The sequence below is a fragment of the Gemmatimonas sp. genome, assembly GCF_041689975.1.
Lineage (GTDB): Bacteria > Gemmatimonadota > Gemmatimonadetes > Gemmatimonadales > Gemmatimonadaceae > Gemmatimonas.
The window spans coordinates 1-19,984 of sequence record NZ_JBDNFF010000381.1; the positions used below are offsets into that span (position 1 = coordinate 1).

Here is a 19,984-nt window from a genome sequence, read left to right on the forward strand (position 1 = left end):
ATTCTCCACGTCACTGACTCGCGTATCGTCGCTGCGCACACTCTGTGGCTCCGCTTCAACGATGGCGTCGAGGGCGTGGCCGATCTGAGTCACGATCTCGATGCACCGGTGTTCGAGCTCCTCAAAGATCCGGCCCACTTTACGGCGGGGCGGCTCGACCCGATGCTGCACACAGTGGTCTGGCCGTGCGGCGCTGACTTCGCACCGGAGTTCCTGCGCTCGCGCATCACCAACGCGAGCGCGTAGCGCGCAATGAGACTGACGCCCCCTACGGCGTCACCCCCATCAGGTACTTCGCATACCACCCCAGGTACCGGTCATAGCGGTCCTTCACAAAGCTCGGCCGCGTGATGCCGTGGAACTGTCCGGGATACACGATCATCTGACTCGGCACGCCCAGTGACTTGAGCGCCTGATACATCTGCTCGCCGCCGGCGATGGGCACGTTGAAGTCTTTCTCGCCGCCAAGAAACATTGTGGGCGTGGTGATGCGGTCGGCGTGCCAGAAGGGATACGAGAGCTTCTCCCACAGCTTCGGATTCTTCCACGGCGCACCAAGTTCGTTCTCGTACTGGTAGATGTACTGATCGCTACCGTACATGCTGGTCTGCAGCGCACTGCCGGCACCACTGGTGGCCGCTTTGAAGCGCGTGGTGGTGGCGATGGTGTAGTCGGTGAGAATCCCGCCGTAGCTCCAGCCGCCGATGCCCATTCGCGTGGTGTCCACGATACCTCTGCTGATCACGTAATCCACGCCGGCCATGAGATCCTGTACTTCCTTGTTGCCCCAATCGGCGAAGATGGCCTTCTTCCACGCCTGACCGCGTCCCGAGCTGCCGCGATAGTTCACCGCCAGCACGAGGTAGCCGTTCGCCGCGAACAACTCTCGCTCGAACGAGAACGCATGTTGATCCTGTCCGTTCGGGCCACCGTGAATGCGCAGCATCAGTGGATACTTCTTGCTCGCGTCGAACCCGGCCGGCTTCACCAGCAGCGCACCCACGGTGAGTCCGTCTTTGTTCTTGAACTGCACGTCTTCGGTGGTGCCAAGCGCCAGCGCGGTAAAGATCGAATCATTCACATGAGTGAGCGCACGCAGTGCACCGTTCTCGAACGCGAACACTTCGCCGGAGCGCGTTGCCGTCGCGCTGGTCACTACCACGCGGCCGGTGCTCGACGCGTCATATGACGTAACCGCGCGTCGGCCCTCGAGCACACGCGACACGGTACCGCCGTTCACCGACACACTGGCGAGATGCACCGCACGATCATCGCCCAGTAAAAACCGCAACGTCTGGCCGTCGGCACTCCACGAGAGTGCGTTCACATCACGATCGAGCGATGCGGCGACGAGCCGTGGCGATCCACCGCCACTCGGCAGCACCGCAATCGTATTTTGCGTGTACGCCGACAGCTGTGGCTCACTCCCCTGCAGATAGGCGATAAACTGCCCGTCGGGACTCCACGCCGGGCTCGCATCGGGGCCGCTCCACGTGGTGAGCTTGACCGGTATGGCACCGGCCGCTGCATCAATTACGTAGATGTCGGCATTGTTCGTGCGATCGGGATCGGTGCCACTACGCTCGCTCACGAACGCCAGTCGCTTGCCGTCGGGAGACCACCGTACCGACTGATCGTCGAAATCGCCGGTCGTGATTTGCACTGCCTTCCTGGTGGCCACATCGACGACGTACACATGATCGCGCAACCGATCGAGGTAGCCGGTGTTGTCGCGCTTGAAGGCGTACCGATCGAGGACGATCGGCTTCGGATTCTTCGTCTTCAGCGAATCGGGCTTCGCGTCTTCGGGATCGGGGTCGTGCGACACCACGGCCAAACGGGTGCCGTCAGGCGACCACTCGTACTCGCCCACCCCGCCCTTGAGATCGGTGAGACGCACCGCGTCCCCACCGGCGCGATCCAGCAACCACACCTGACCGCCCTTCGACTCATAGCGACCGGAGACGAAGCTCAGGTAGCGATTGTCCGGACTCCAACGGGGATTACTCTCGCCTTCCGGTGAGCTCGTCATCCGAATGGTGCGGGTCCCCTCGTAATTCACCATCCACACATCACTGTCGCTCTTGTCCTTGGCCGAGTCGACGGTGGTGATGGTGTAGGCAATCCAGGCGCCGTCCGGTGAGAGACGGGCGGCTCCGACGTCGCGCAGGCGATAGAGGTCGGCACTGCGGATCGGGCGAGGGGATTGGGCTACCGCGGTGCTGGCGGCGGCGAGCATCGTAAGGGCAAACGCGTAGTGGAACTGAGGGCGCATGGCGAAAACCGCCAGAATAAAAGTGGAAGTGATGAAACGCCGGCACTGAGAAAGAACGCGCGCTGTGGGCTGGATGCTCGGGGCTTGGAGTGGTGGGTAGTGTGTCTTGGGTTTTGGGTCCAAGCCGGGGCCCCCGGTGCGGGCAGCGCCGTAGCGCACCACGCAGCTCACCCATAACCCATTACCCAGAACCCAGCACCTCAAGCCAATAGCCCACAGCCAAAATCCACATCTCAAAGCCCAAGGTCCTAGGACGTCCTGGCAACGCGAGGAGCATATAACTCCATATCTCTCCCCAACAACAACGTCGCCAAAACCAACGTCGCACTGATCCAGAACGGGCTCTGCATCCCGAACGTATCGAACGCAAAGCCGAGCAGGATCGGGAATCCGACGCGCGTGATGCCGCCGTATGTTTGCTGCACGCCCATGTACAGTCCGCGCTCCGATCCCGCGACGACGCGCGAGAGCATGGCGGTGACACAGGGGAAGGTGAAGGCTGTGCCAAGCGGTAGCATCCCGACCGCCAGGGCCAGCGTGACGTAGTCATGCGAGAACGACATCCCGATCAGTCCGACCGCGAGGAATACCAATCCGTAGCGGCTCAAGCGCGCTTCGCCGAAGCGGTCCACGATCTTGCCCAGGAACAGCGCACGCACCACGACGCTCAGCACGCCGATGTACATGAAGAAATAGCCGATTGTATCAGCCGTGACGCCGAACCGCGCGGCGAGGAACAGCGCGAGAATGGCGGTGATGCCCTGAAACGCGCCGATCGCAATGGCGTAGATGAGCACCAGTCGCGACGCTGGTTCGCTCGGGTGTGTGATCACACGCAGGACCGCTTCGCGCGAGCCCTTCCGTACCGGCTTCGAACCGTCGGCGTTGTCGGCCACTGGCCTGCGCACTTCGGTGAGATACTTCGACGCGAATACGATGTTGATGAGGCACAATCCTGCGGCCACGAGACCCGGTGTATGCGGTCCCCAATGCTGCACCCAACTGCCGACTACCGGACCGAGCGCGACACCGGCGTTGGTGGCGGCGGACAACCAACCGAGGCTCTTCGCGCGATCCTCCGGACGCGTGGCGTCGGCCACGTAGGCCTGAATCACACTCACCGTACCACCGCCCGCGCCCTGCACGATACGCGACAACAGCAGCAACCACAGTGAGTCAGCGTAGGCGAACACCACGAACGCGACGGCGCTCGACACAAGCCCCACGATCAGCGCCGGACGACGACCGTGCTTGTCGCTGAAACGGCCCCACAGCGGCGCACTCAGCAGCTGCGCCACACTGAACGAGCTGACCAACAGCCCGACTACGAACCCACCGGCCCCGAGGTCTTTGGCGTAGAAGGGCAGCAGCGGCAGGATCATCAACATGCCGAGCATATCGATGAATGCCGTCACCATCAACACCGTGAGCTTGCCGAACGCGGACTTGCCGCCGTCGATCGGATGTTCGTCGGTGTGCGACACTATCATTCAGTTTTCCCGAGCGCGGCGGGCGCGACGCTGCGTCCGACCACTCCGGCCAAGGCGACGATCGTCAGCACGTACGGAATCATCTCCACGAATTGACTGGGAATCAGCTGCGAGCCCTGCAACTGAATCTGCAGTGTCTCGGCACCGGCGAACAGGAGACAGGCCACCGCGACACGCACCGGATCCCAGCGTCCGAAGATCACCGCCGCCAGCGCGATGAAGCCGCGGCCCGCCGTCATGCTGTCGGAGAACTGGTGCTGATCGAGCGCGAGATAGGCACCGCCCAAACTCGCCAGCGAGCCCGCAATGAGCAGCCCCTGCAATCGTAAACGGGTCACCGCCACGCCCAGGGTGGCAGCCGCTTCCGGTTTCTCGCCCACGGCACGCGCACGTAATCCAAACGGCGTGCGATAGAGCACCCACGCCAGCACCGGCAGCGCGGCGAGTCCCATCCACACCACGGGATTCACAAAGCTCGCGAACAGACCGCCGGCGCCTTCTCCGCCGAAGCCCGGCACGCGCGGTGAATTGCTGGCGCTGTCGAAGATGCGGCGAAGGTAGAACCGGGTGGCCGCCACCACGAGCAGGTTGATCGCCACACCGACGACCACCTGATTGGCCTTGTAGCGCAGCGTCGCCACCGCCAGCACTGCGGTCACCATGGCACCGGCCACCAGCGCGCCCGCCAGTCCGGCCCACGGATTGCCGCCGTAATAACTCCCCAGCGCCGCGCCGAACGCACCAGCCAGCATCATGCCTTCGAGGCCGAGCGCGATGATGCCTACGCGCTCCGACATCACGCCGCCGGCCGCCGCCAGGAGATAGGGAATCGCAATGCGAATGGTCTGCAACAGGAAAGTGAGCAGAATCATGACACGCCATTCCGTGCGTCGCGGTAGAACGCGGCCGTCACGTTGGCGGCGGCCGCACGCAGTTGCTTCTGTACTTCCGGTACTGCGGTGGCGACGGCTAGAATCACCACCGCCGTGAGAATGTCGGTGAGCTGCTTGGGTACGATCGCGTTCACCGCGAGTCCGCCTTGCGACAGGGTGCCGAACAACAGGGCGGCGCCAAGAATGCCGATGGGATGATTGCGCCCCACCAGCGCGACCGCGATGCCCAGGAAGCCGGCACCACCGGCGAAGCCTTCTTCGTAGTAGCCCTTGTAGCCGAGCACGAAATTCATGCCTCCCAGCCCAGCCAAGGCACCCGACAAGCACATCGTCACCAGCATCACACGCGGCACACGCACGCCACCGTACTCTGCGGCATCAGGCTGCAGTCCCACTGCGCGCAATTCGTAGCCGCTGCGCGTGCGGAACAGATACCACCAACTCACCACGGCCGCGAGCACGGCGAACGCGATTGTGAAGTTCGCCGCACTGCCGCGGAACGCCACAAAGCTGTCGGCCAAGCGAGGCACCATGCCTGCCACGACCGGCAGCGTATGCAGCGTTTCAGGCACACGCAGTTTCGACGAGACGATCCAGTTCAGGAACGCGAGCACGACGAAGTTGAGCATGATGGTCACGATCACTTCGCTCGCGCCGAACTTTGCGCGCAGAGCGCCCGGCACCGCGCCCACGCCCGCACCGACCAGCATGGCCGCCAGCAAGCACAGTGGCACGGCGATCAACCCCGGCGTACCAGCGGGCAGCAGTGTGCCCAGCAGCGCCGCACCGAACCCCCCGGCGGCGAGCTGTCCTTCGGCACCTATGTTGAACAACCCCGCGCGACTGGCCAACGCGAACGCGAGACCGGTGCAGGCGAGCGTCGTGGCTTTGTACAACACCTGTCCGATACCGTAGGCATTGCCCCACGTACCCTCGACCAGCAGGCGAAACACGGTCGACGGCGCTTCACCGAAACTCAAAATGAGCAGGTCGCCGACCACGGCGGCGATGGCCAGCGCGACCAGTGGCGGCAGAAAGCCGCCCGCCAGTCCGAGACCAGCGCGCCCGGGCAGCTCCGCCATGGCGCGCACTTCACCCGTGCTCTGCATTTTCCGCTGTTGTTCGCGCGGCGGCGTCGCTGGTCCGGTACTCATGCCGCCGCTCATACCGCCGCTCCCGTCATGTAGGGACCCAACTGCTCGGCGCTGCACTGCGCCGCCGGCAGTACGGTCACGAACCGCCCGCCGTACATCACCGCAATGCGATCGGAGAGCGCGAGCACTTCCGGCAAGTCGGCGCTCACGAGCAGAATCCCTTTGCCGGCATTGCGCGCAAGTCGCAGCTGCGCATGAATGAACTCGATGGCGCCCACGTCGACCCCGCGCGTGGGCTGCGCCGCCAACAGCACGCTGAACTCTCGGCCCATTTCGCGGGCAATCACGACCTTCTGCTGGTTCCCGCCGGACAACGCGCGCGCTGGCAGCGATGGCATAGCTGGACGAATATCGAAACGTCGCACCTGCTCGACAGCGTTCCTCGCGATGCGCGCCGTATCGAGCGCGCCGAACGATCCGAAGTGCTGCTGCCGACCGAGAATGAGATTGTCGGCGATGCTGTAGTCGAGAATCAGGCCGCGCCGTTGCCGGTCTTCCGGAATGTGCGATAAGCCCAGATCGGCCCGCTCGCGCACGGAGCGCGTGCCGAAGTCCTGCGACGACAGCTGCACGCTCCCCGATTGCATCGCGCGCAATCCGGCGATCGCTTCCAGTAACTCCGTCTGCCCGTTGCCTTCCACGCCGGCGATCCCGAGAATCTCGCCGGGCCGGATCTCGAAACTGAGGTCGTTCACCGCGCGGGTGCCGCGGTCCGACATCACCGACACGTTGGTTACGCGCAGCACCGGCAGAGCCAACGGTGCGGCGGTCGACTCGGCAGCCGCCCCGGCCACCCAGCTGTCGGCGCCACTCTGGGCGTCGAGGTGCAGCTGGACGTCGCGCCCCACCATCGCGCGTGCGATGTCACGCGCTGTCGTACCTTCCGTCGCGAAGCGCGCGATCGTCATGCCGCCGCGCATCACGGTGATCGTATCGGACACCGCGATCACTTCGTCGAGTTTGTGCGTAATCAGCACCACCGTACCACCGTCGTCCTTGAGCGCCCGTAGCACAGTCCACAAGTCGCGCACTTCGGGCGGCGACAGCACCGCTGTGGGTTCGTCGAGAATGAGAATCTTCGCGCCACGATAGAGCGCCTTCAGAATTTCGACGCGCTGTGCCTCGCCCACCGACAGGTCGGCCACTTTTGCTTTCGCATCGACGTGCAAGCCGCACTTCCGGCATAACGATTCCACTTCGATGACCGCGCGATGCAAATCCACCTGCATGCCTTTGCGCGGTTCCATCCCCAGGATGACGTTCTCAGCTACCGTGAGCGTGGGCACGAGCATGAAGTGCTGATGCACCATGCCGACACCGGCGGCGATCGCGCTCGGCGTCTTCCAGCCCGTCACGTCCCTGCCGTTCACCTGCACCGCACCGGCATCAGGCGCGTACATGCCAGCCAGCACGCGCATCAGCGTGCTCTTGCCCGCGCCATTTTCTCCCACCAGCGCGTGGATCTCGCCGGGCGCGACGTCGAGGAACGCATCACGGTTGGCCACGACGGCGCCGAACGTCTTCACGACGCCCGTCATCCGGATGGCCGACGCGTTCGATGCAAACATGGTCATCGTGTGCCGGACCGCGTACTGGGGACCTTGATACGCCCGGCCACGATGTCGGCCGTGAGTGTATCGAGCCGCGCGCGCACGACATCGGGAATCAGCGCCTTGTTGTTGGCGTCGTACACGTAGCCGACGCCGTTTTCGGCGAGACCGAATTGTTGAACGCCACCCTTGAACGTGCCGTCCTTCACGGCCTTCGCGACCTGAAAGACCGCTTCGTCGATGCCCTTCACCATCGAGGTGAGCACGTGACCCGGCGCTTCGCTGTACTGATCGGCGTCCACCCCGATGCCGAACTTGCCGGTTGTGCGGGCGGCTTCGAATACGCCGAGTCCGGTGGAGCCTGAGGCGTGGAAAATCACGTTGACACCCTGACTGTACATCGCCAACGCCATTTCTTTGCCGCGTCCCGGATTACGGAACGCTTCGGGCGTGACGCCAGCGTAGTTCACAATCACTTCGCAGTCGGGACAGACGTGCTTCACGCCGGCGCGGTAGCCCGCTTCGAACTTGTGGATGAGCGCGATGTCCATGCCGCCCACGAAGCCGACCTTCTTGCTCTTGCCCACAAGCGCAGCGAGCGCGCCGACCAGGAACGAGCCTTCCTCTTCGCGAAACTTGAGGGCGACGAGGTTGGGCGCCATCGGTAGCGGATTGCCGGCGCTGTCGGTGGCCACGGCGTAGTCCACGTCGGCGAAGCGGACGTTCGGATACTCCTTCGCCAGCACGTTGATGTCATCGGTGAAGATGAACCCGACGGCCACCACGAGCTCCATGCCCTCGGCGGCCAGCAGCCGCAGCCCCGCCTCGCGGTCGGAGCCTTCGCCCGGCTCGATGTAGCGGACACGCGCGCCGAGCGCCTTCGCGGCGCGGAGGCCGCCCAGATAGGCCCCGTCGTTGAACGACTTGTCCCCGCGACCGCCCACGTCAAAGACGATGCCGACATCCAGACCTTCGGAGGTATCAGCTACCGTGGCCCCGGAGGGGTGAACGGTCAGTAGGGCGACGTGGGCGAGGAGGAGCGCCCCGATGAGGTAAAGAGTCCGACGCATGATCCGGAAGGTTCGCCGCATGGTGACGCTGCGGGAAGGGGCAACTGCATGTCGTCGAGATTCTTCCGTACACGGTCAGGTGTTTTTACATCGGTCGTACTTGTCGGTGTCACTCTCTCGGCGTTCCATTCGCTGCGTGGCCGCGTCGGGCGCTGTGGCCCGTGAACACGTTCAGGCCGACGACGCTTCCGATGCATTGATCCGTCCCATCCTCTGTCGCCATCCGCTCATGGTTCTCGCGCCGATCTTACACGTTGTTCGCCCGTTGGTTGCCGTCGCGTTACTGATGACGGGAACGGTGTCCCGCGGACACGCACAAGCGACGGCACAAGGTGGTGACCGGATTTCCGTGGGGGCCTTGGCGCGGCCAATCTCAGCATGCCGCGGGTGAGCAATCCAACAACCACGTTCGAGCAGCCCCTCGGTTGGGCCGTCGGCACCTGGTTGAACGTCCCGCTGGGCCGATTTGTGTCGCTGGAGCCTCAGGCGCACTAAAGCGCGATGCCGTTTCGTCAGACGGTCGGGCAGAAACCACACTCGCTGTTCGCCGACGTGGTGATCAATTCGTTTTCTGCGCCCGTGTTGTTGAAGGTGCAGGTCGGCCCACTCGCGATGTTCCTTGGTGGGCAAGTCGACTATTCGATCTCTGTGGTGGATAATCCGAACGTGGTGGCGGTCAATAGTGTCACCAGGTTCGGCTACTCGGCGACGGGCGGTGCGGAACTGTTCCCGCGTAGTCGCGTGTCGCTCGATGGGCGCTATGTGTACGGCTTCACGGATCTCGATAATCGCGAGGGTGTGGTCGTTGCCCCTATGCTCTACGGGCGTAGTGTTCAGGCCGGGCTGAAGCTGAAACTCTTCGGCGGACGGCGAAGCGTCGCTACCGTTGTCCCGACCGTGCGTTCCGACGCGGATGGCGATAAGATCGACGACGAAGTCGATCGCTGTCCGCTGATGGTTGGTCCGGCGCGCAACTTCGGCTGCCCAATGCCCGATTCGGATATTGACGGGGTCACCGACGACTACGACAAGTGTCCGCAGGTCGCGGGGCGTGTGCGCAACGAGGGATGCGTGCCGACCGACAAAGACAAAGACGGCGTTGAGGATGATCAGGACCGGTGCCCGACGGTTGCCGGAACGGCCGAGTTTGCCGGCTGCCTGCCTCCCGACATTGATCGCGATGGGGTTGTCGGTGATGAAGACCGCTGTCCCACGGTACCCGGCATTCCGGAAATGCGCGGCAGCCCCAAAATCGTGGCGTTTGCCGCCAGCGCGGTCACGTTTGAAAGCGGACGAATCGCGTTGCGGCCGGAAGGTCGTCAGGAACTGGACAAGGTCGTCGCGTACCTCACTTCGCTGCCGGACATTTCGGTGCGCCTCGAGGGTCATACCGACAATGTCGGCACCGACATGATCAACAATCCGCTGTCAGGACGCCGCGCGCTCGCCGCGAAGTATTACCTGCTTTCGAAGGGAATCCCTGAAGCGCGAATCTCGATCATCGGCCATGGATCCACACGACCCACTATCGGCAACGGCACCGCCGATGGCCGAGCAAGAAATCGACGCGTCGAAGTGGTCGTGCGATAGTCATCGGGGAATCCGCCCACGCCCCCTCTTCGCGCCCCTACCGCACCGCCGGCGCTGCCCGCCACAGCCCATTCAGCATATCACTGGCGAACAGCCCGCTCGCCGACCAATGCACGCCCCACACGTACACCGGAACTCCACCGCTGCCGGAGTACGTAGCCCGGTGGCGCGACATGCTGGTCAGGTTGCACCGCCCATCGGCCGTTTTTTGGGCAGTCTGGCAGGTGCCGAGCTCCCCGCGCACGTCGAGCACTCGCACGCCGCCGTTGTAGTAGGCCGCGTAGGCAAACCCCCGCGCCTCGTCGACAGAAAAATTGTGCGTTCCGGCACCGGGCACTGAGTACACGGCCACCTCGACCGGCGCGGCCAGATTGCTGATGTCCACCACGTGCACGTCGCCTATGCTCGACGACCCGATCGACCCCGGTCCCTCCTGGCCCACCAGCAGATACTTTTTGCTCTGGGTCACGGGATCGTGCACCCACCATACGTTGTGCGCCTGCCCGCCCACCGTGCGGGCCCGCCCCAAGAGGCGTGGCGCAGACACAGAGCCACCCTGCGCGCCGATGTCCCAGATGCCCACGCCGTCGGTCCATTCGGCGGTGAAGAGCAGGCCATCGCGCACGAAAACGTCGTGGATGAACGGGGTCCCCATTTGCTGTGACCACACCGTACGTGGCGCGGAGGGCGTGCTGAGATCGAGCACCACCAGTCGCGCCGGAACGCCATTGGCCGGATCGATGGAGCAGAAGGCATACAGCACGCCGTTCACGCGGGCCAGCTCGGCGGTGTGCACGCCGTACTGCAACTCGCCGCCGGTCGTGCGCGTAATGAGCTGCGGGGCCCGTGGGTTGGCCATCGAGTAGATCGCCACACCCCCATTCGGATTCGACTCGATCGCGACCAGCATGAGGCTTCCGTCGTCGGACACCTGCACGTCGCCCGTGGTGGTCGCATTGGCCACGATCACGCTGTCCACCAACTGCGGCTGATTGGCGCTCACGTCCCAGATCTTCACCGCGTTGCCGCGTACCCCGGCGCGCGTGCCCCACGTGGTCGTGTAGGCGGTCGTGCCGCGCACCCAGACTTCGGCGGTGTAGCGCTCGGGCACGGCGCCCTGACCGAGGTGTGTGAGTACGCTGGGCGCGATCGGTGTCGTGGGGGTGGTGTCACGAGGTGGTGTGACCGCGACCTGCGTCGGTGCGGGGTCGCTGCCGCCACAGGCCGACAACGCGGTCGCCAGCAGTGCGGAAGCGATAGCACCCATCATGTGGCGCGGGCGAGCGTATGTCATCGATGCGTGTGCGCTGAAGGGAAATTCGAGGAGCGGATACCCGCCGGCAGAACGTAGTGACCCATCCGCCGACGCATGGTGCCGACGTGAATACGCGCGCCCACCGATACCGACCACTGCGTATCGGACCCGTAAAACTCGGCGGGTACGAACACGGCCGGCGTGCGCAACGCCCGCGCGGTGGCGCGGGCCACTTCTACAAACGGGGTTACGTGCGTGCTGCGCAGGCGCGGGATGCCGGTGCGCGGTGCGGCCAGCTGCACGGTGCCGATCGACCAGCGGGTGACGCCAACCAGTTGAAAGTCTACATGTCCGTTGGGGATGCGAAAGAGGTCGAGCAGTCGTTCGCTTTCCGGACGGTCGGTGCGTTCGGCGCGCCCCGAAAAGGCCCACCCGCGATGTACCATGCTTGTTTCAACGAGCGCGCTCGCGAACCGGAACACGCGCTGCGCGCCCAACGATTCGTCGGTGCGCGCGATTTCCAGGAGGGCGTACCGTTTGTCCGGCACGTCGTACCGTAGCGACGAGCTCAGTTGATTATGGTCGAAGGCACCGCCCTGAATGAGGCCGGGGCTGCGCACGAAGGCGCGACTGACCTGCCATTCGATTGCTCGGTGCGGCGCCACGGTAAGCCGAGTGCTGCGTGAATCGCCCACGCGCGACCACTGCGGCCCGGTGAACGGCCCAACGGGTTCGTCGCCGTTGAACCATCCCTGCTCCACGGTGACCGACCGGTCTCCCCGGGCAAACTGCACGGCGCCCAGCAGCTGCACGCGTTCGAGGATCTGCGCGTGATGATGATTCACGGGATACTTCACGAACGGCCGCATCATCGGATCGTCGGTGCCGTACGGCGTGAACCCTTTGCCGCCGGCCACCGTGAGGCGGAACCCGGCCCGGGTGGGCGTAGCTAGCGCCAGCATGGCTTCGTGCACGAGCGTGTGCGGGTGCCGCCGATCGGCGTAGCCCTCGCCGTAGATGCCGGCGTTCAGCTCGCCACGGCGGAGCGTGTATCCCTCGAAATTGAGCGTGCCGGTGAAGCGCACTGGCCCCACCGTGGCGTCGCCCATGAGGTTGGGCTGCGTGAGGTAGCCTTCGGTGTAGCGACGGCCAAGCAGCGCTGGATTAGCCGTGGTGAGGAGACCCGTACCCATGGCACCGACGTGGTATCGGGCGGAATCATCGGCCGGATTGTGCGGGAAATGCTGAGCCCTGCCAACCGCGGGTGAAACCGCGGCCAGCAGGGCGACAACAAAGACCAACGTACGCACCTTCAAAGCGCGACTTACTTGAGCGCCTTGTAGCGATAGGCCATGATGTCCGTGCCGGTCGCCTTCAACGTGACCGGCTTCGTCTCACCCTTCTTGATCGGGCCCACCGCTTCGGTTACCGTCGCCACGACGGCTCCAGCCGCATCGAGGAACTCGGCCGTTACCGAATACTGACCGTCCTTCACGGCCACTTGCTCGAGCGCCAGCAGGAGCGTCGCCACATCTTTCCGACGATCGAAGCTCGTGACATCGACCTTGACCGGCAGCGCTTCGGCATACGTCTGGTACTTCACCAGCGAATCCGTCCACGCCTTGATCTCCACCGGCTTCTTGGCCGTTTGCGCGGCCTTGGCCAGACCCTGCGACGCGTAGGCGAACAGCATCCAGCCGTCGAAGTTGTTCGGATCGATTTCGACCAGCTTACGCGTCGGCTCGAACATCAATGTGAACTGATCCTTCGAATAGTGCGCCGCGGCCACGTTACGCTGGGCATCGCGGTTGTTCGGATTCCGTTTCGCCGCCGCCTGGAACAGCTTGAGCGCGTCGTCCGACTTGTTGGCCCGCGTCGCGATCACACCGGCCGTCGTGAGCGCAACGTCGGTGGCCGAGGCTTGCGAGAACAGCGGCGTGTACACCGTCGGAATCAGCGCCGTGTCCTTTGCCACCGTCAGCGCATCCGCCCATGACAGCAGCAGGTTCGGGGCATCCGGGCTGTCCGGCGTCATCGTGAGCAACGCCTTGAAGCCTTCTGCCGCCTCACGCGCCGTTGCCTGCTGTTCGGCGCCCGTCTTGGCCTGGGCATCTTCCAGCTGGGCCATTGCCGCGTAATACATGCTTCCGGTCTTGAGGTCGCGGTACGTCGTGTCGTCGGCTGCATACTTGATCACGTGCTTCCAGTGCATGATTGCGTTCGCCTTGTTGTTGCGCGCGTTGGCGACGCTGGCGAGCACGTAGTGCGGGTACGGGTTCGTGCCCGACATCATCATGGAGCGGTTGGCGAAGTACTCCGCCGAGTCGAGCTTGCCGGCGTTGGACGCGTCGAGCGCCCCTTTGGTCGCGGCCAGCCACACTTCGTTCATGCGCATCGCCGTGATATCGGCCCCGCAGGTGGGCACTGCGGCCACGATCGCCTTGTACGCGACATCCATGTTCACGAGGATGTCGTACGGCTCGGTCGGGTTGGTGACGAAACCGAGTTCGCTGCGAGCCGGGGCATCGGTGAGGCCGGGCTCGACGCCCCACATCGTGAGGGCCTGCACGAGGGTCAGGTTGTACCCGCCGGGATTCTTGGCGAAGCGCTCCGGCTTCGTGTCGAGTTCTTTGATGATCTCGCGAAGCGCTTTCTTCCGGGCGTCCGGACTCGGCGCGCTCCGGGCGCTCTGGAACTTGAGCGACAGCAGCGTCAGTTCTTTTGGTGTGTTCTGGTCGATGCTGCACTGCGGTGCTACGCCACCACCGGGCTGAGCGGCGAGCGTAAACGGAACGAGAGCTGCTGCGGACAGCGACAACACGGTCGCCAAGCCAGCGATGAACGTCAAACGCATGACGTCTCCTGAAAGCGAAAAGAGCGGGAGAATGGGCCAGCAAGCTGGCCGGGGGTTCTGTTGGGGAGCCAGTGTTCTAACTTCAAACTACTATGACCGACCGGATCCGCACGCGGTTCCTTGTTATTGGCAGTGGAGTCGCAGGACTTCATGCTGCCTGGCGCGCCTCGGCACATGGACCGGTGACGGTCCTCACCAAGCGTACTCTTTTCGACTCCGCGACGGCGTATGCCCAAGGAGGCATCGCGGCCGCCTTAGGCGCCGGAGACTCGCCAGACCTGCACCGACAGGATACGCTCGCCGCCGGCGCAGCGCTGTGCGACGCCGAAGCCGTCCAGGTGCTGGTTGAAGAGGGCCCGGCCCGAGTCCGCGAACTGCAGGCGGCGGGTGCTCGCTTCGATCTTGATCCCAATGGCGAGTTCCAGCTCGGGAAAGAGGCGGCGCACTCACGTCATCGCATCGTGCACGCGCAAGGCGACCAGACCGGAGCCGAAGTGGCCCGGACGCTGGTGGCCAAGGTACGCGAGTCGCCGAACATTCAGGTGGTTGAGATGGCGCGGGTGCTCGACCTGTTGCTGTTAGAGGATGAGGACGGGGTCCAGTGCGCGGGTGTTCGCGCCAGCATTGCCGGACGGGCCGTCGAGATTGTGGCCGATGCCACGGTGCTCGCGACAGGCGGTTGCGGGCAGATCTATCGTTACACCACGAACCCGCAGGTGGCCACCGGCGATGGTTTCGCCATCGCGCATCGGGCTGGTGCCCGGTTGGCGGACATGGAGTTCGTGCAGTTTCACCCCACGGCGCTCGACACGCCAGAGAATCCGCTCGCCCTGATTTCGGAAGCGGTGCGCGGCGAAGGCGCCATTTTGTTGAATGGACGGGGGCAGCGGTTCATGCCGAAGCGCCATCGGTTGGCAGAACTCGCCCCTCGCGATGTGGTGGCCCGCGAAATCTTCCGCGAGCAACAGCAGTATGGCACCGTATTTCTGGACGCCACCAAACTCAGCGCCGCGTTCGCGACCCGCTTCCCAGGCATCCTCGCGATTTGCCGGGCCCGCGGCATCGATCCGGTGCACGAACCGATCCCCGTGACACCGGCCGCGCACTACATGATGGGCGGCGTGATGACCGATCTGGCCGGTCGCTCCAGCATCGCGCGTCTGTACGCCGTGGGCGAGGTGGCGCGCACGGGCGTGCATGGCGCCAACCGCTTGGCGTCCAACTCGCTGCTGGAAGGCCTGGTGTTCGCCGAGCGGGTGGCCCGCGACATGGTGGAGACGCCGACCGACTTGGCCGTGCCTGAGCCGACGTTGTGGGAAGTGCCGTCGCTCGACGATCGCGGCGCGGCGCAGGTGGCCGCCGACGAGATCCGCGAACTCATGTGGACCTATGCGTCGATCGCCCGTACCGCGCCCGGCTTACGCCGCTGCTTTTCCGCCTTGCAGCAGATCGGCGAGCGACTGCCCGCGGGCGCCACGGAAGAGCGGAACCTGCACACCACGGCCACATTGGTGACGGAAGCCGCGCTGATGCGCAAGGAGTCGCGTGGAGGGCACTTCCGGAGCGATTTTCCCAAGACCCGCCGGAAGTGGCAGGGACGACATATCACATGGTAGAAGCGAAGTATGGAGTCGGGAGTCGGGGGTATGGGGTAAGTCCCGTCTCCGCTCCCCCCACTTCGTCCCCGTACTCCGGACCCCGTACCCCCTACTTCGCAGTTATGATATGACCATTTTAGAGGCCCACTACGACCCCGCGCTCGCCACAGAGATTCGCGCGCTCGCCAAGGAGCGGAACGCGGTGATTCTCGCGCACAACTACGAGCGTCCTGAAATTCAGGACGTGGCGGATTTCGTGGGTGACTCGCTGGGGTTGTCGCGCGAGGCGGCGAAGACGGAAGCCGAGGTGATCGTGTTTTGCGGTGTGCATTTCATGGCCGAAACGGCGGCGATTCTATCGCCGCAGAAAACGGTGCTGCTCCCCGATCTGGCCGCCGGCTGCTCGCTCGCCAGCACGATCAATGCGGCACAGCTGCGGGCCTGGAAAGCGCAGCATCCGGGAGCGGTGGTCGTGGCCTACGTGAACACGACTGCCGAAGTAAAGGCGGAAAGCGACTACTGCTGCACGTCGGGCAATGCCGTTGAGGTCGTGAACGCGATTCCGGCCGACAAGGAGATCCTCTTTCTCCCCGATATGTTCCTCGGTGCCCATGTGCGTCGCGAGTCGCGGCGCGAGAACATTCATGTGTGGCTCGGGGAATGTCACGTGCATGCGGGTATCGATCCCGAACACATCTCGAACATGCGCGCGAAGCATCCGGGCGCCGAATTCCTGATTCATCCGGAATGTGGCTGTGCGACGTCGGTGGTGGAAGCAGTGAGCGCCGGTGCTGTCGATCCCGACAACGTGCACATTCTCTCGACCGAGGGCATGATCAAGCGTCCGAGCCAGACCGATCAGGATACGTTCATCGTGGCCACCGAGATCGGCATTCTGCACAGGTTGCGTCGTGCTAATCCGGGCAAGCACTTCATTGCGGCGAACGATCAAGCGCAGTGCGCGTATATGAAAGTGACGACGTTGCCCAAGGTGCGCGATGCGCTCCTGCATATGCAACATCGTATCACGGTGCCGGACGAGATCGCGGCGCGCGCGCGGATTTCCATCGAGCGCATGGTGTCGATCGGCGGCAATTCCGGCGTGAGTCCCTTCGACCCTGAGGATCCCGGCGAATGAGTGCTTCCCACCCGCCCCTGCGTCCCACGCCGTCGAGCGGGCAGCTCGCGCTGACGCCGCGGACCATCACGCCGCTGGGTACGCGCGCGGTGCCGCGGTCCGCACTGACGCTTTCGCTGGCGTTTCCGCTGTCGGACGCGGACGTCGCGGCACAGGTCCGGGTGGCGCTCTTGGAAGATCAGGCGTTCAATGATGTGTCCACGCTGGCAACTGTCGTCAGCAGCCGTCATGTGCGCAGTGCGATTGTAGCCCGACGCGACGGCGTCATTGCCGGCGTGCCGCTGGCCGTCGAGGCGTTCTGTCAGCTCGACAGTGCAGTCACGATTCGCGTCGAAGCCGAAGATGGCACCCGCGTGAAGGCTGGCGATCTCGTCATGCACATCAGCGGGCATGCCCGCGGTATGCTGTCAGCCGAACGTACGGCGCTCAACTATCTGCAGCATCTGTCCGGTATCGCCACGCTGACCCGTCGCTTCGTCGATGCGGTCACCGGCACGTCTGCGCACATTCTCGATACGCGCAAGACGACGCCGGGATGGCGCGCCCTCGAGAAGTACGCCGTGCGCGCCGGTGGCGGCACGAATCACCGCATGGATCTCCGCAGCGGCGTGCTGATCAAGGACAATCATCTCGCGGCGATCGGTGGCGACATCGCGATGGCCGTCTCCCGTGCGCGCGGGCTCGCGATGAGCGGTACCGCCATCGAAGTCGAGTGCGATACGCTGGAGCAGGTCGTCGCGGCCGTCGTCGCCGGCGCCGATTGGGTGCTGCTCGACAACATGTCGATCGAGCAACTGCGCGAGGCCGTGGCGCGATGCCGCGGTCAGGTGATCACGGAAGCCTCGGGTGGTGTCACGCTCGACACGGTACGTCGTATCGCAGAAACGGGCGTGGACCACATCTCTGTCGGCGCACTCACGCATTCTGCACCCGCGCTCGATCTCGGTCTCGATTTCGACGGCCTGTAAGGTCGCCAGAAGGAATTCCCCGCCATGCCTGTTCGTCTCCCGCCGCTCACCGATCGCGCGTCCCGCCTCCTGCTGGAAGGCCTCGTCGATTACGCCGGCCTCTATGCGCCGGCTGCCCTCGCTATGCCGAATGCGGTGCGTAACTACGCGCACTACCGCGCGTCCGGCTCCGGCTGGATCCTTGGGCGATTCATCTGTCCCGCCCAGTCGCTCACGCTCTTCTCCGAGAAGGCCGACCCGCTGCTGCCCCGTGACGCCGGTGCAATTCCCTGGCGACTCTCGGTGACCGGTAGCCCGGATGTCGCCAGCGATCTCGCGGAGATCGCCGCTTTCAACCAACGCCATCGCGTGTGCTTCGATGAATGCGGCGCCAAGGTCGATGCATACGAAATCAAGGTGACGTCGGTCGGCGACGTCGAACGCATTGCCGCCGCCATGCCACGCGAATTGCTGACCTACCTGGAAGTCCCGCTCGACGGCGACGTCGAGACGCTGATCGCCGCGATCGCCCGCGCGGGGAAACAGGCGAAAGTGCGCATGGGCGGCACCACCGCCGACCTGATGCCGTCACCCGCGTCTGTCGTGCGTTTTTTCAGCGCGTGCTTTGCGCACGGCGTGACCGCGAAGGCAACGGCCGGGTTGCACCACCCGCTGCGTGGTATGTACCGCCTGACCTATGAGCCCGACGCCGCCACCGGCCGCATGTACGGCTTCCTGAACGTGGCGCTCGCTGTCGCGCACCTCGCCAGCGGTGGCGGCGACACGGAGGCGATCCAGCTGCTCGAAGAAGCGGATGCCGGACGGATCGAGTTCAGCGACCTCCACGTGGCGTGGCACGGACCCGATCGCACGCTCACCTTCACCCGCGATGTGCTGCAGCAGATGCGGCAGCGTGGTCTCGTGAGCTTCGGGTCGTGTTCTTTCACTGAGCCGGTGGATGAATCGCGCGCCTTGGGCTGGCTGTAGAGTAGTGCTCCGATAGTCGAGACGTGGCGTCGTCATCCTGGGTGATCATTTCATGCCGGTGCGGTTGTTCGCGTCTCTTCGCGTGCTCCGCGAGCTTCGCCTGAACCAGCTGGCTCTCCGATCACCCCGTGGCAGCCGCGAGCACCGCGGTTCACGCGAAGTCCGCGAAGGCACGCGAAGTACGGCAAAAAGATGGAAACAGGTTTTCAGCACCCCGCCACAGCGTAGCCAGCGGAGAGGGTGCCCATACGCTAAACTCACCGCATGTCGATCGATCCAACCAACGACCCCGCGCTGCGCTCCTGGGTGCCGACCGCCAATCTGCGCGGTGCGGATTTTCCGATTCAGAATCTGCCGTTCGGCATCTTCCGTCGGGCTGGCACGCGTGAAGCGCCGCGCGTCGGTGTGGCGATCGGCGCCGCGATCCTCGACATCGCCGCCTGCCTCGCCGCCGGTTTGTTCGACGACGACAGCGCTGCGCGCAGCGCCGCCACGGCCTGTGCCATGCCGACGCTCAATGAGCTGATGTCGCGTGGTGCGCCGGCGCGACGAGCACTCCGGAACGGGATCTCCGCGCTTCTCTCCGACTCGGTTGCCGTGCACCGTCGGCAAATCGCCGAGCACGCGCTGGTGCTGCAGCAGGAGGCCGAGCTGTTCTTGCCGGCACAGATCGGCGACTACACCGACTTCTACGCGTCGGTGCACCACGCTACCAACGTCGGCTCGATGTTCCGCCCCGACAATCCGCTGCTGCCGAACTACAAGTGGGTGCCGATCGGCTATCATGGGCGCGCTTCCAGCATCGTCGTTTCCGGTACGTCGGTGCGCCGCCCCACGGGACAGCGCAAAAGCCCGAATGAAGACGTGCCGTCGGTCGGTCCGTCACGGTCGCTCGACTATGAACTCGAACTCGCCGCATTCGTGGGCACGGGCAACGCGCTCGGCGAATCGATTGCGATGGAGCAGGCCGACGACCATCTGTTCGGTCTGTGTCTGTTGAACGATTGGTCGGCTCGCGACATTCAGGCGTGGGAGTATCAGCCGCTCGGGCCGTTCCTCGCCAAGAACTTTGCCAGCACGATCAGCCCGTGGGTGGTCACCCTCGACGCGCTCGAGCCGTTCCGCACGCCGTTAGCCGCGCGTGCCGTGGGCGATCCGGACCCGCTGCCGTATCTCGCCAGCA

The 19,984-nt window shown here is 64.5% G+C and carries 16 protein-coding genes; 7 read left to right on the forward strand and 9 right to left on the reverse strand.

The window, feature by feature from the left end:
• Nucleotides 1–246 (forward strand): DUF2442 domain-containing protein (locus tag ACESNG_RS21815; protein ID WP_373070841.1); only part of this gene is annotated, 246 nt, incomplete at its 5' end.
• Nucleotides 247–268: 22 nt separating this feature from the next.
• Here ACESNG_RS21815 and ACESNG_RS21820 read toward each other — a convergent pair.
• The 6 genes from ACESNG_RS21820 to ACESNG_RS21845 form a co-directional block, all read right to left on the reverse strand.
• Nucleotides 269–2,275, reverse strand: a complete 2,007-nt coding sequence (locus ACESNG_RS21820) for a prolyl oligopeptidase family serine peptidase (RefSeq protein WP_373070843.1) — start codon at nt 2,273–2,275, stop codon at nt 269–271.
• A gap of 248 nt (nt 2,276–2,523) precedes the next feature.
• Nucleotides 2,524–3,765: an MFS transporter gene (locus ACESNG_RS21825; protein ID WP_373059200.1), complete on the reverse strand. Its 1,242-nt coding sequence runs from the start codon at nt 3,763–3,765 to the stop codon at nt 2,524–2,526.
• On the reverse strand, nt 3,762–4,637 hold the full coding sequence (locus ACESNG_RS21830; RefSeq protein ID WP_373059202.1) for an ABC transporter permease: 876 nt from the start codon (nt 4,635–4,637) through the stop codon (nt 3,762–3,764). Before ACESNG_RS21830 ends, ACESNG_RS21825 begins: the two co-directional genes overlap by 4 nt.
• On the reverse strand, nt 4,634–5,812 hold the full coding sequence (locus ACESNG_RS21835; RefSeq protein ID WP_373059204.1) for an ABC transporter permease: 1,179 nt from the start codon (nt 5,810–5,812) through the stop codon (nt 4,634–4,636). Before ACESNG_RS21835 ends, ACESNG_RS21830 begins: the two co-directional genes overlap by 4 nt.
• Nucleotides 5,813–5,820: 8 nt before the next feature.
• Nucleotides 5,821–7,386: an ABC transporter ATP-binding protein gene (locus ACESNG_RS21840; RefSeq protein ID WP_373059206.1), complete on the reverse strand. Its 1,566-nt coding sequence runs from the start codon at nt 7,384–7,386 to the stop codon at nt 5,821–5,823.
• A complete protein-coding gene (locus ACESNG_RS21845; protein WP_373070845.1) occupies nt 7,383–8,453 on the reverse strand; it encodes a BMP family protein in 1,071 nt (356 codons plus the stop codon). Before ACESNG_RS21845 ends, ACESNG_RS21840 begins: the two co-directional genes overlap by 4 nt.
• Before the next feature lie 480 nt (nt 8,454–8,933).
• Between ACESNG_RS21845 and ACESNG_RS21850 the strand changes: the two genes are divergently transcribed.
• Entirely contained in the window at nt 8,934–10,022 is a 1,089-nt protein-coding gene (locus ACESNG_RS21850; RefSeq protein WP_373059210.1) for an OmpA family protein, read from the forward strand.
• A gap of 37 nt (nt 10,023–10,059) precedes the next feature.
• Here ACESNG_RS21850 and ACESNG_RS21855 read toward each other — a convergent pair whose 3' ends face one another.
• From ACESNG_RS21855 to ACESNG_RS21865, 3 genes are read right to left on the reverse strand one after another with little or no spacing between them, the layout of a single operon-like run.
• Nucleotides 10,060–11,292 (reverse strand): LVIVD repeat-containing protein, encoded by a 1,233-nt coding sequence (locus ACESNG_RS21855; RefSeq protein ID WP_373070847.1) that lies wholly within the window; start codon nt 11,290–11,292, stop codon nt 10,060–10,062.
• 20 nt (nt 11,293–11,312) lie between these two features.
• The gene (locus ACESNG_RS21860; protein WP_373059214.1) at nt 11,313–12,593 is read right to left on the reverse strand and encodes a hypothetical protein; all 1,281 of its coding nucleotides are present in this window, start codon (nt 12,591–12,593) and stop codon (nt 11,313–11,315) included.
• A gap of 8 nt (nt 12,594–12,601) precedes the next feature.
• Entirely contained in the window at nt 12,602–14,131 is a 1,530-nt protein-coding gene (locus ACESNG_RS21865; protein WP_373070849.1) for a hypothetical protein, read from the reverse strand.
• A 92-nt stretch (nt 14,132–14,223) separates the two neighbouring features.
• On the opposite strand from ACESNG_RS21865, the gene ACESNG_RS21870 reads away from it, so the two are divergent.
• From ACESNG_RS21870 to fahA, 5 genes are all read left to right on the forward strand, one after another.
• Nucleotides 14,224–15,747, forward strand: a complete 1,524-nt coding sequence (locus ACESNG_RS21870) for an L-aspartate oxidase (RefSeq protein ID WP_373059218.1) — start codon at nt 14,224–14,226, stop codon at nt 15,745–15,747.
• 109 nt (nt 15,748–15,856) lie between these two features.
• Nucleotides 15,857–16,867 carry a quinolinate synthase NadA gene (nadA, locus tag ACESNG_RS21875; protein ID WP_373059220.1) on the forward strand — a complete coding sequence of 337 codons (1,011 nt, stop codon included), beginning with the start codon at nt 15,857–15,859 and terminating at the stop codon, nt 16,865–16,867.
• Nucleotides 16,864–17,835, forward strand: coding sequence for a carboxylating nicotinate-nucleotide diphosphorylase (nadC, locus tag ACESNG_RS21880; protein WP_373070851.1), 972 nt, complete (start codon nt 16,864–16,866; stop codon nt 17,833–17,835). The genes nadA and nadC overlap by 4 nt, the downstream gene beginning before the upstream one ends.
• A gap of 24 nt (nt 17,836–17,859) precedes the next feature.
• Nucleotides 17,860–18,801 (forward strand): hypothetical protein, encoded by a 942-nt coding sequence (locus ACESNG_RS21885; RefSeq protein ID WP_373070853.1) that lies wholly within the window; start codon nt 17,860–17,862, stop codon nt 18,799–18,801.
• A gap of 264 nt (nt 18,802–19,065) precedes the next feature.
• The coding region (gene fahA, locus ACESNG_RS21890) for a fumarylacetoacetase (protein WP_373070855.1) at nt 19,066–19,984 on the forward strand (919 nt) is incomplete at its 3' end.

Excerpts from the sequence above, each read along its gene's own strand:
- ACESNG_RS21820 (WP_373070843.1), bottom strand. The coding sequence starts at position 2,275 with ATGCGCCCTCAGTTCCACTACGCGTTTGCCCTTACGATGCTCGCCGCC.
- ACESNG_RS21825 (WP_373059200.1), bottom strand. The coding sequence starts at position 3,765 with ATGATAGTGTCGCACACCGACGAACATCCGATCGACGGCGGCAAGTCC.
- ACESNG_RS21830 (WP_373059202.1), bottom strand. The coding sequence starts at position 4,637 with ATGATTCTGCTCACTTTCCTGTTGCAGACCATTCGCATTGCGATTCCC.
- ACESNG_RS21835 (WP_373059204.1), bottom strand. The coding sequence starts at position 5,812 with ATGAGTACCGGACCAGCGACGCCGCCGCGCGAACAACAGCGGAAAATG.
- ACESNG_RS21840 (WP_373059206.1), bottom strand. The coding sequence starts at position 7,386 with ATGACCATGTTTGCATCGAACGCGTCGGCCATCCGGATGACGGGCGTC.
- ACESNG_RS21845 (WP_373070845.1), bottom strand. The coding sequence starts at position 8,453 with ATGCGGCGAACCTTCCGGATCATGCGTCGGACTCTTTACCTCATCGGG.
- ACESNG_RS21850 (WP_373059210.1), top strand. The coding sequence starts at position 8,934 with ATGCCGTTTCGTCAGACGGTCGGGCAGAAACCACACTCGCTGTTCGCC.
- ACESNG_RS21855 (WP_373070847.1), bottom strand. The coding sequence starts at position 11,292 with ATGATGGGTGCTATCGCTTCCGCACTGCTGGCGACCGCGTTGTCGGCC.
- ACESNG_RS21865 (WP_373070849.1), bottom strand. The coding sequence starts at position 14,131 with ATGCGTTTGACGTTCATCGCTGGCTTGGCGACCGTGTTGTCGCTGTCC.
- ACESNG_RS21870 (WP_373059218.1), top strand. The coding sequence starts at position 14,224 with ATGACCGACCGGATCCGCACGCGGTTCCTTGTTATTGGCAGTGGAGTC.
- nadA (WP_373059220.1), top strand. The coding sequence starts at position 15,857 with ATGACCATTTTAGAGGCCCACTACGACCCCGCGCTCGCCACAGAGATT.
- nadC (WP_373070851.1), top strand. The coding sequence starts at position 16,864 with ATGAGTGCTTCCCACCCGCCCCTGCGTCCCACGCCGTCGAGCGGGCAG.
- ACESNG_RS21885 (WP_373070853.1), top strand. The coding sequence starts at position 17,860 with ATGCCTGTTCGTCTCCCGCCGCTCACCGATCGCGCGTCCCGCCTCCTG.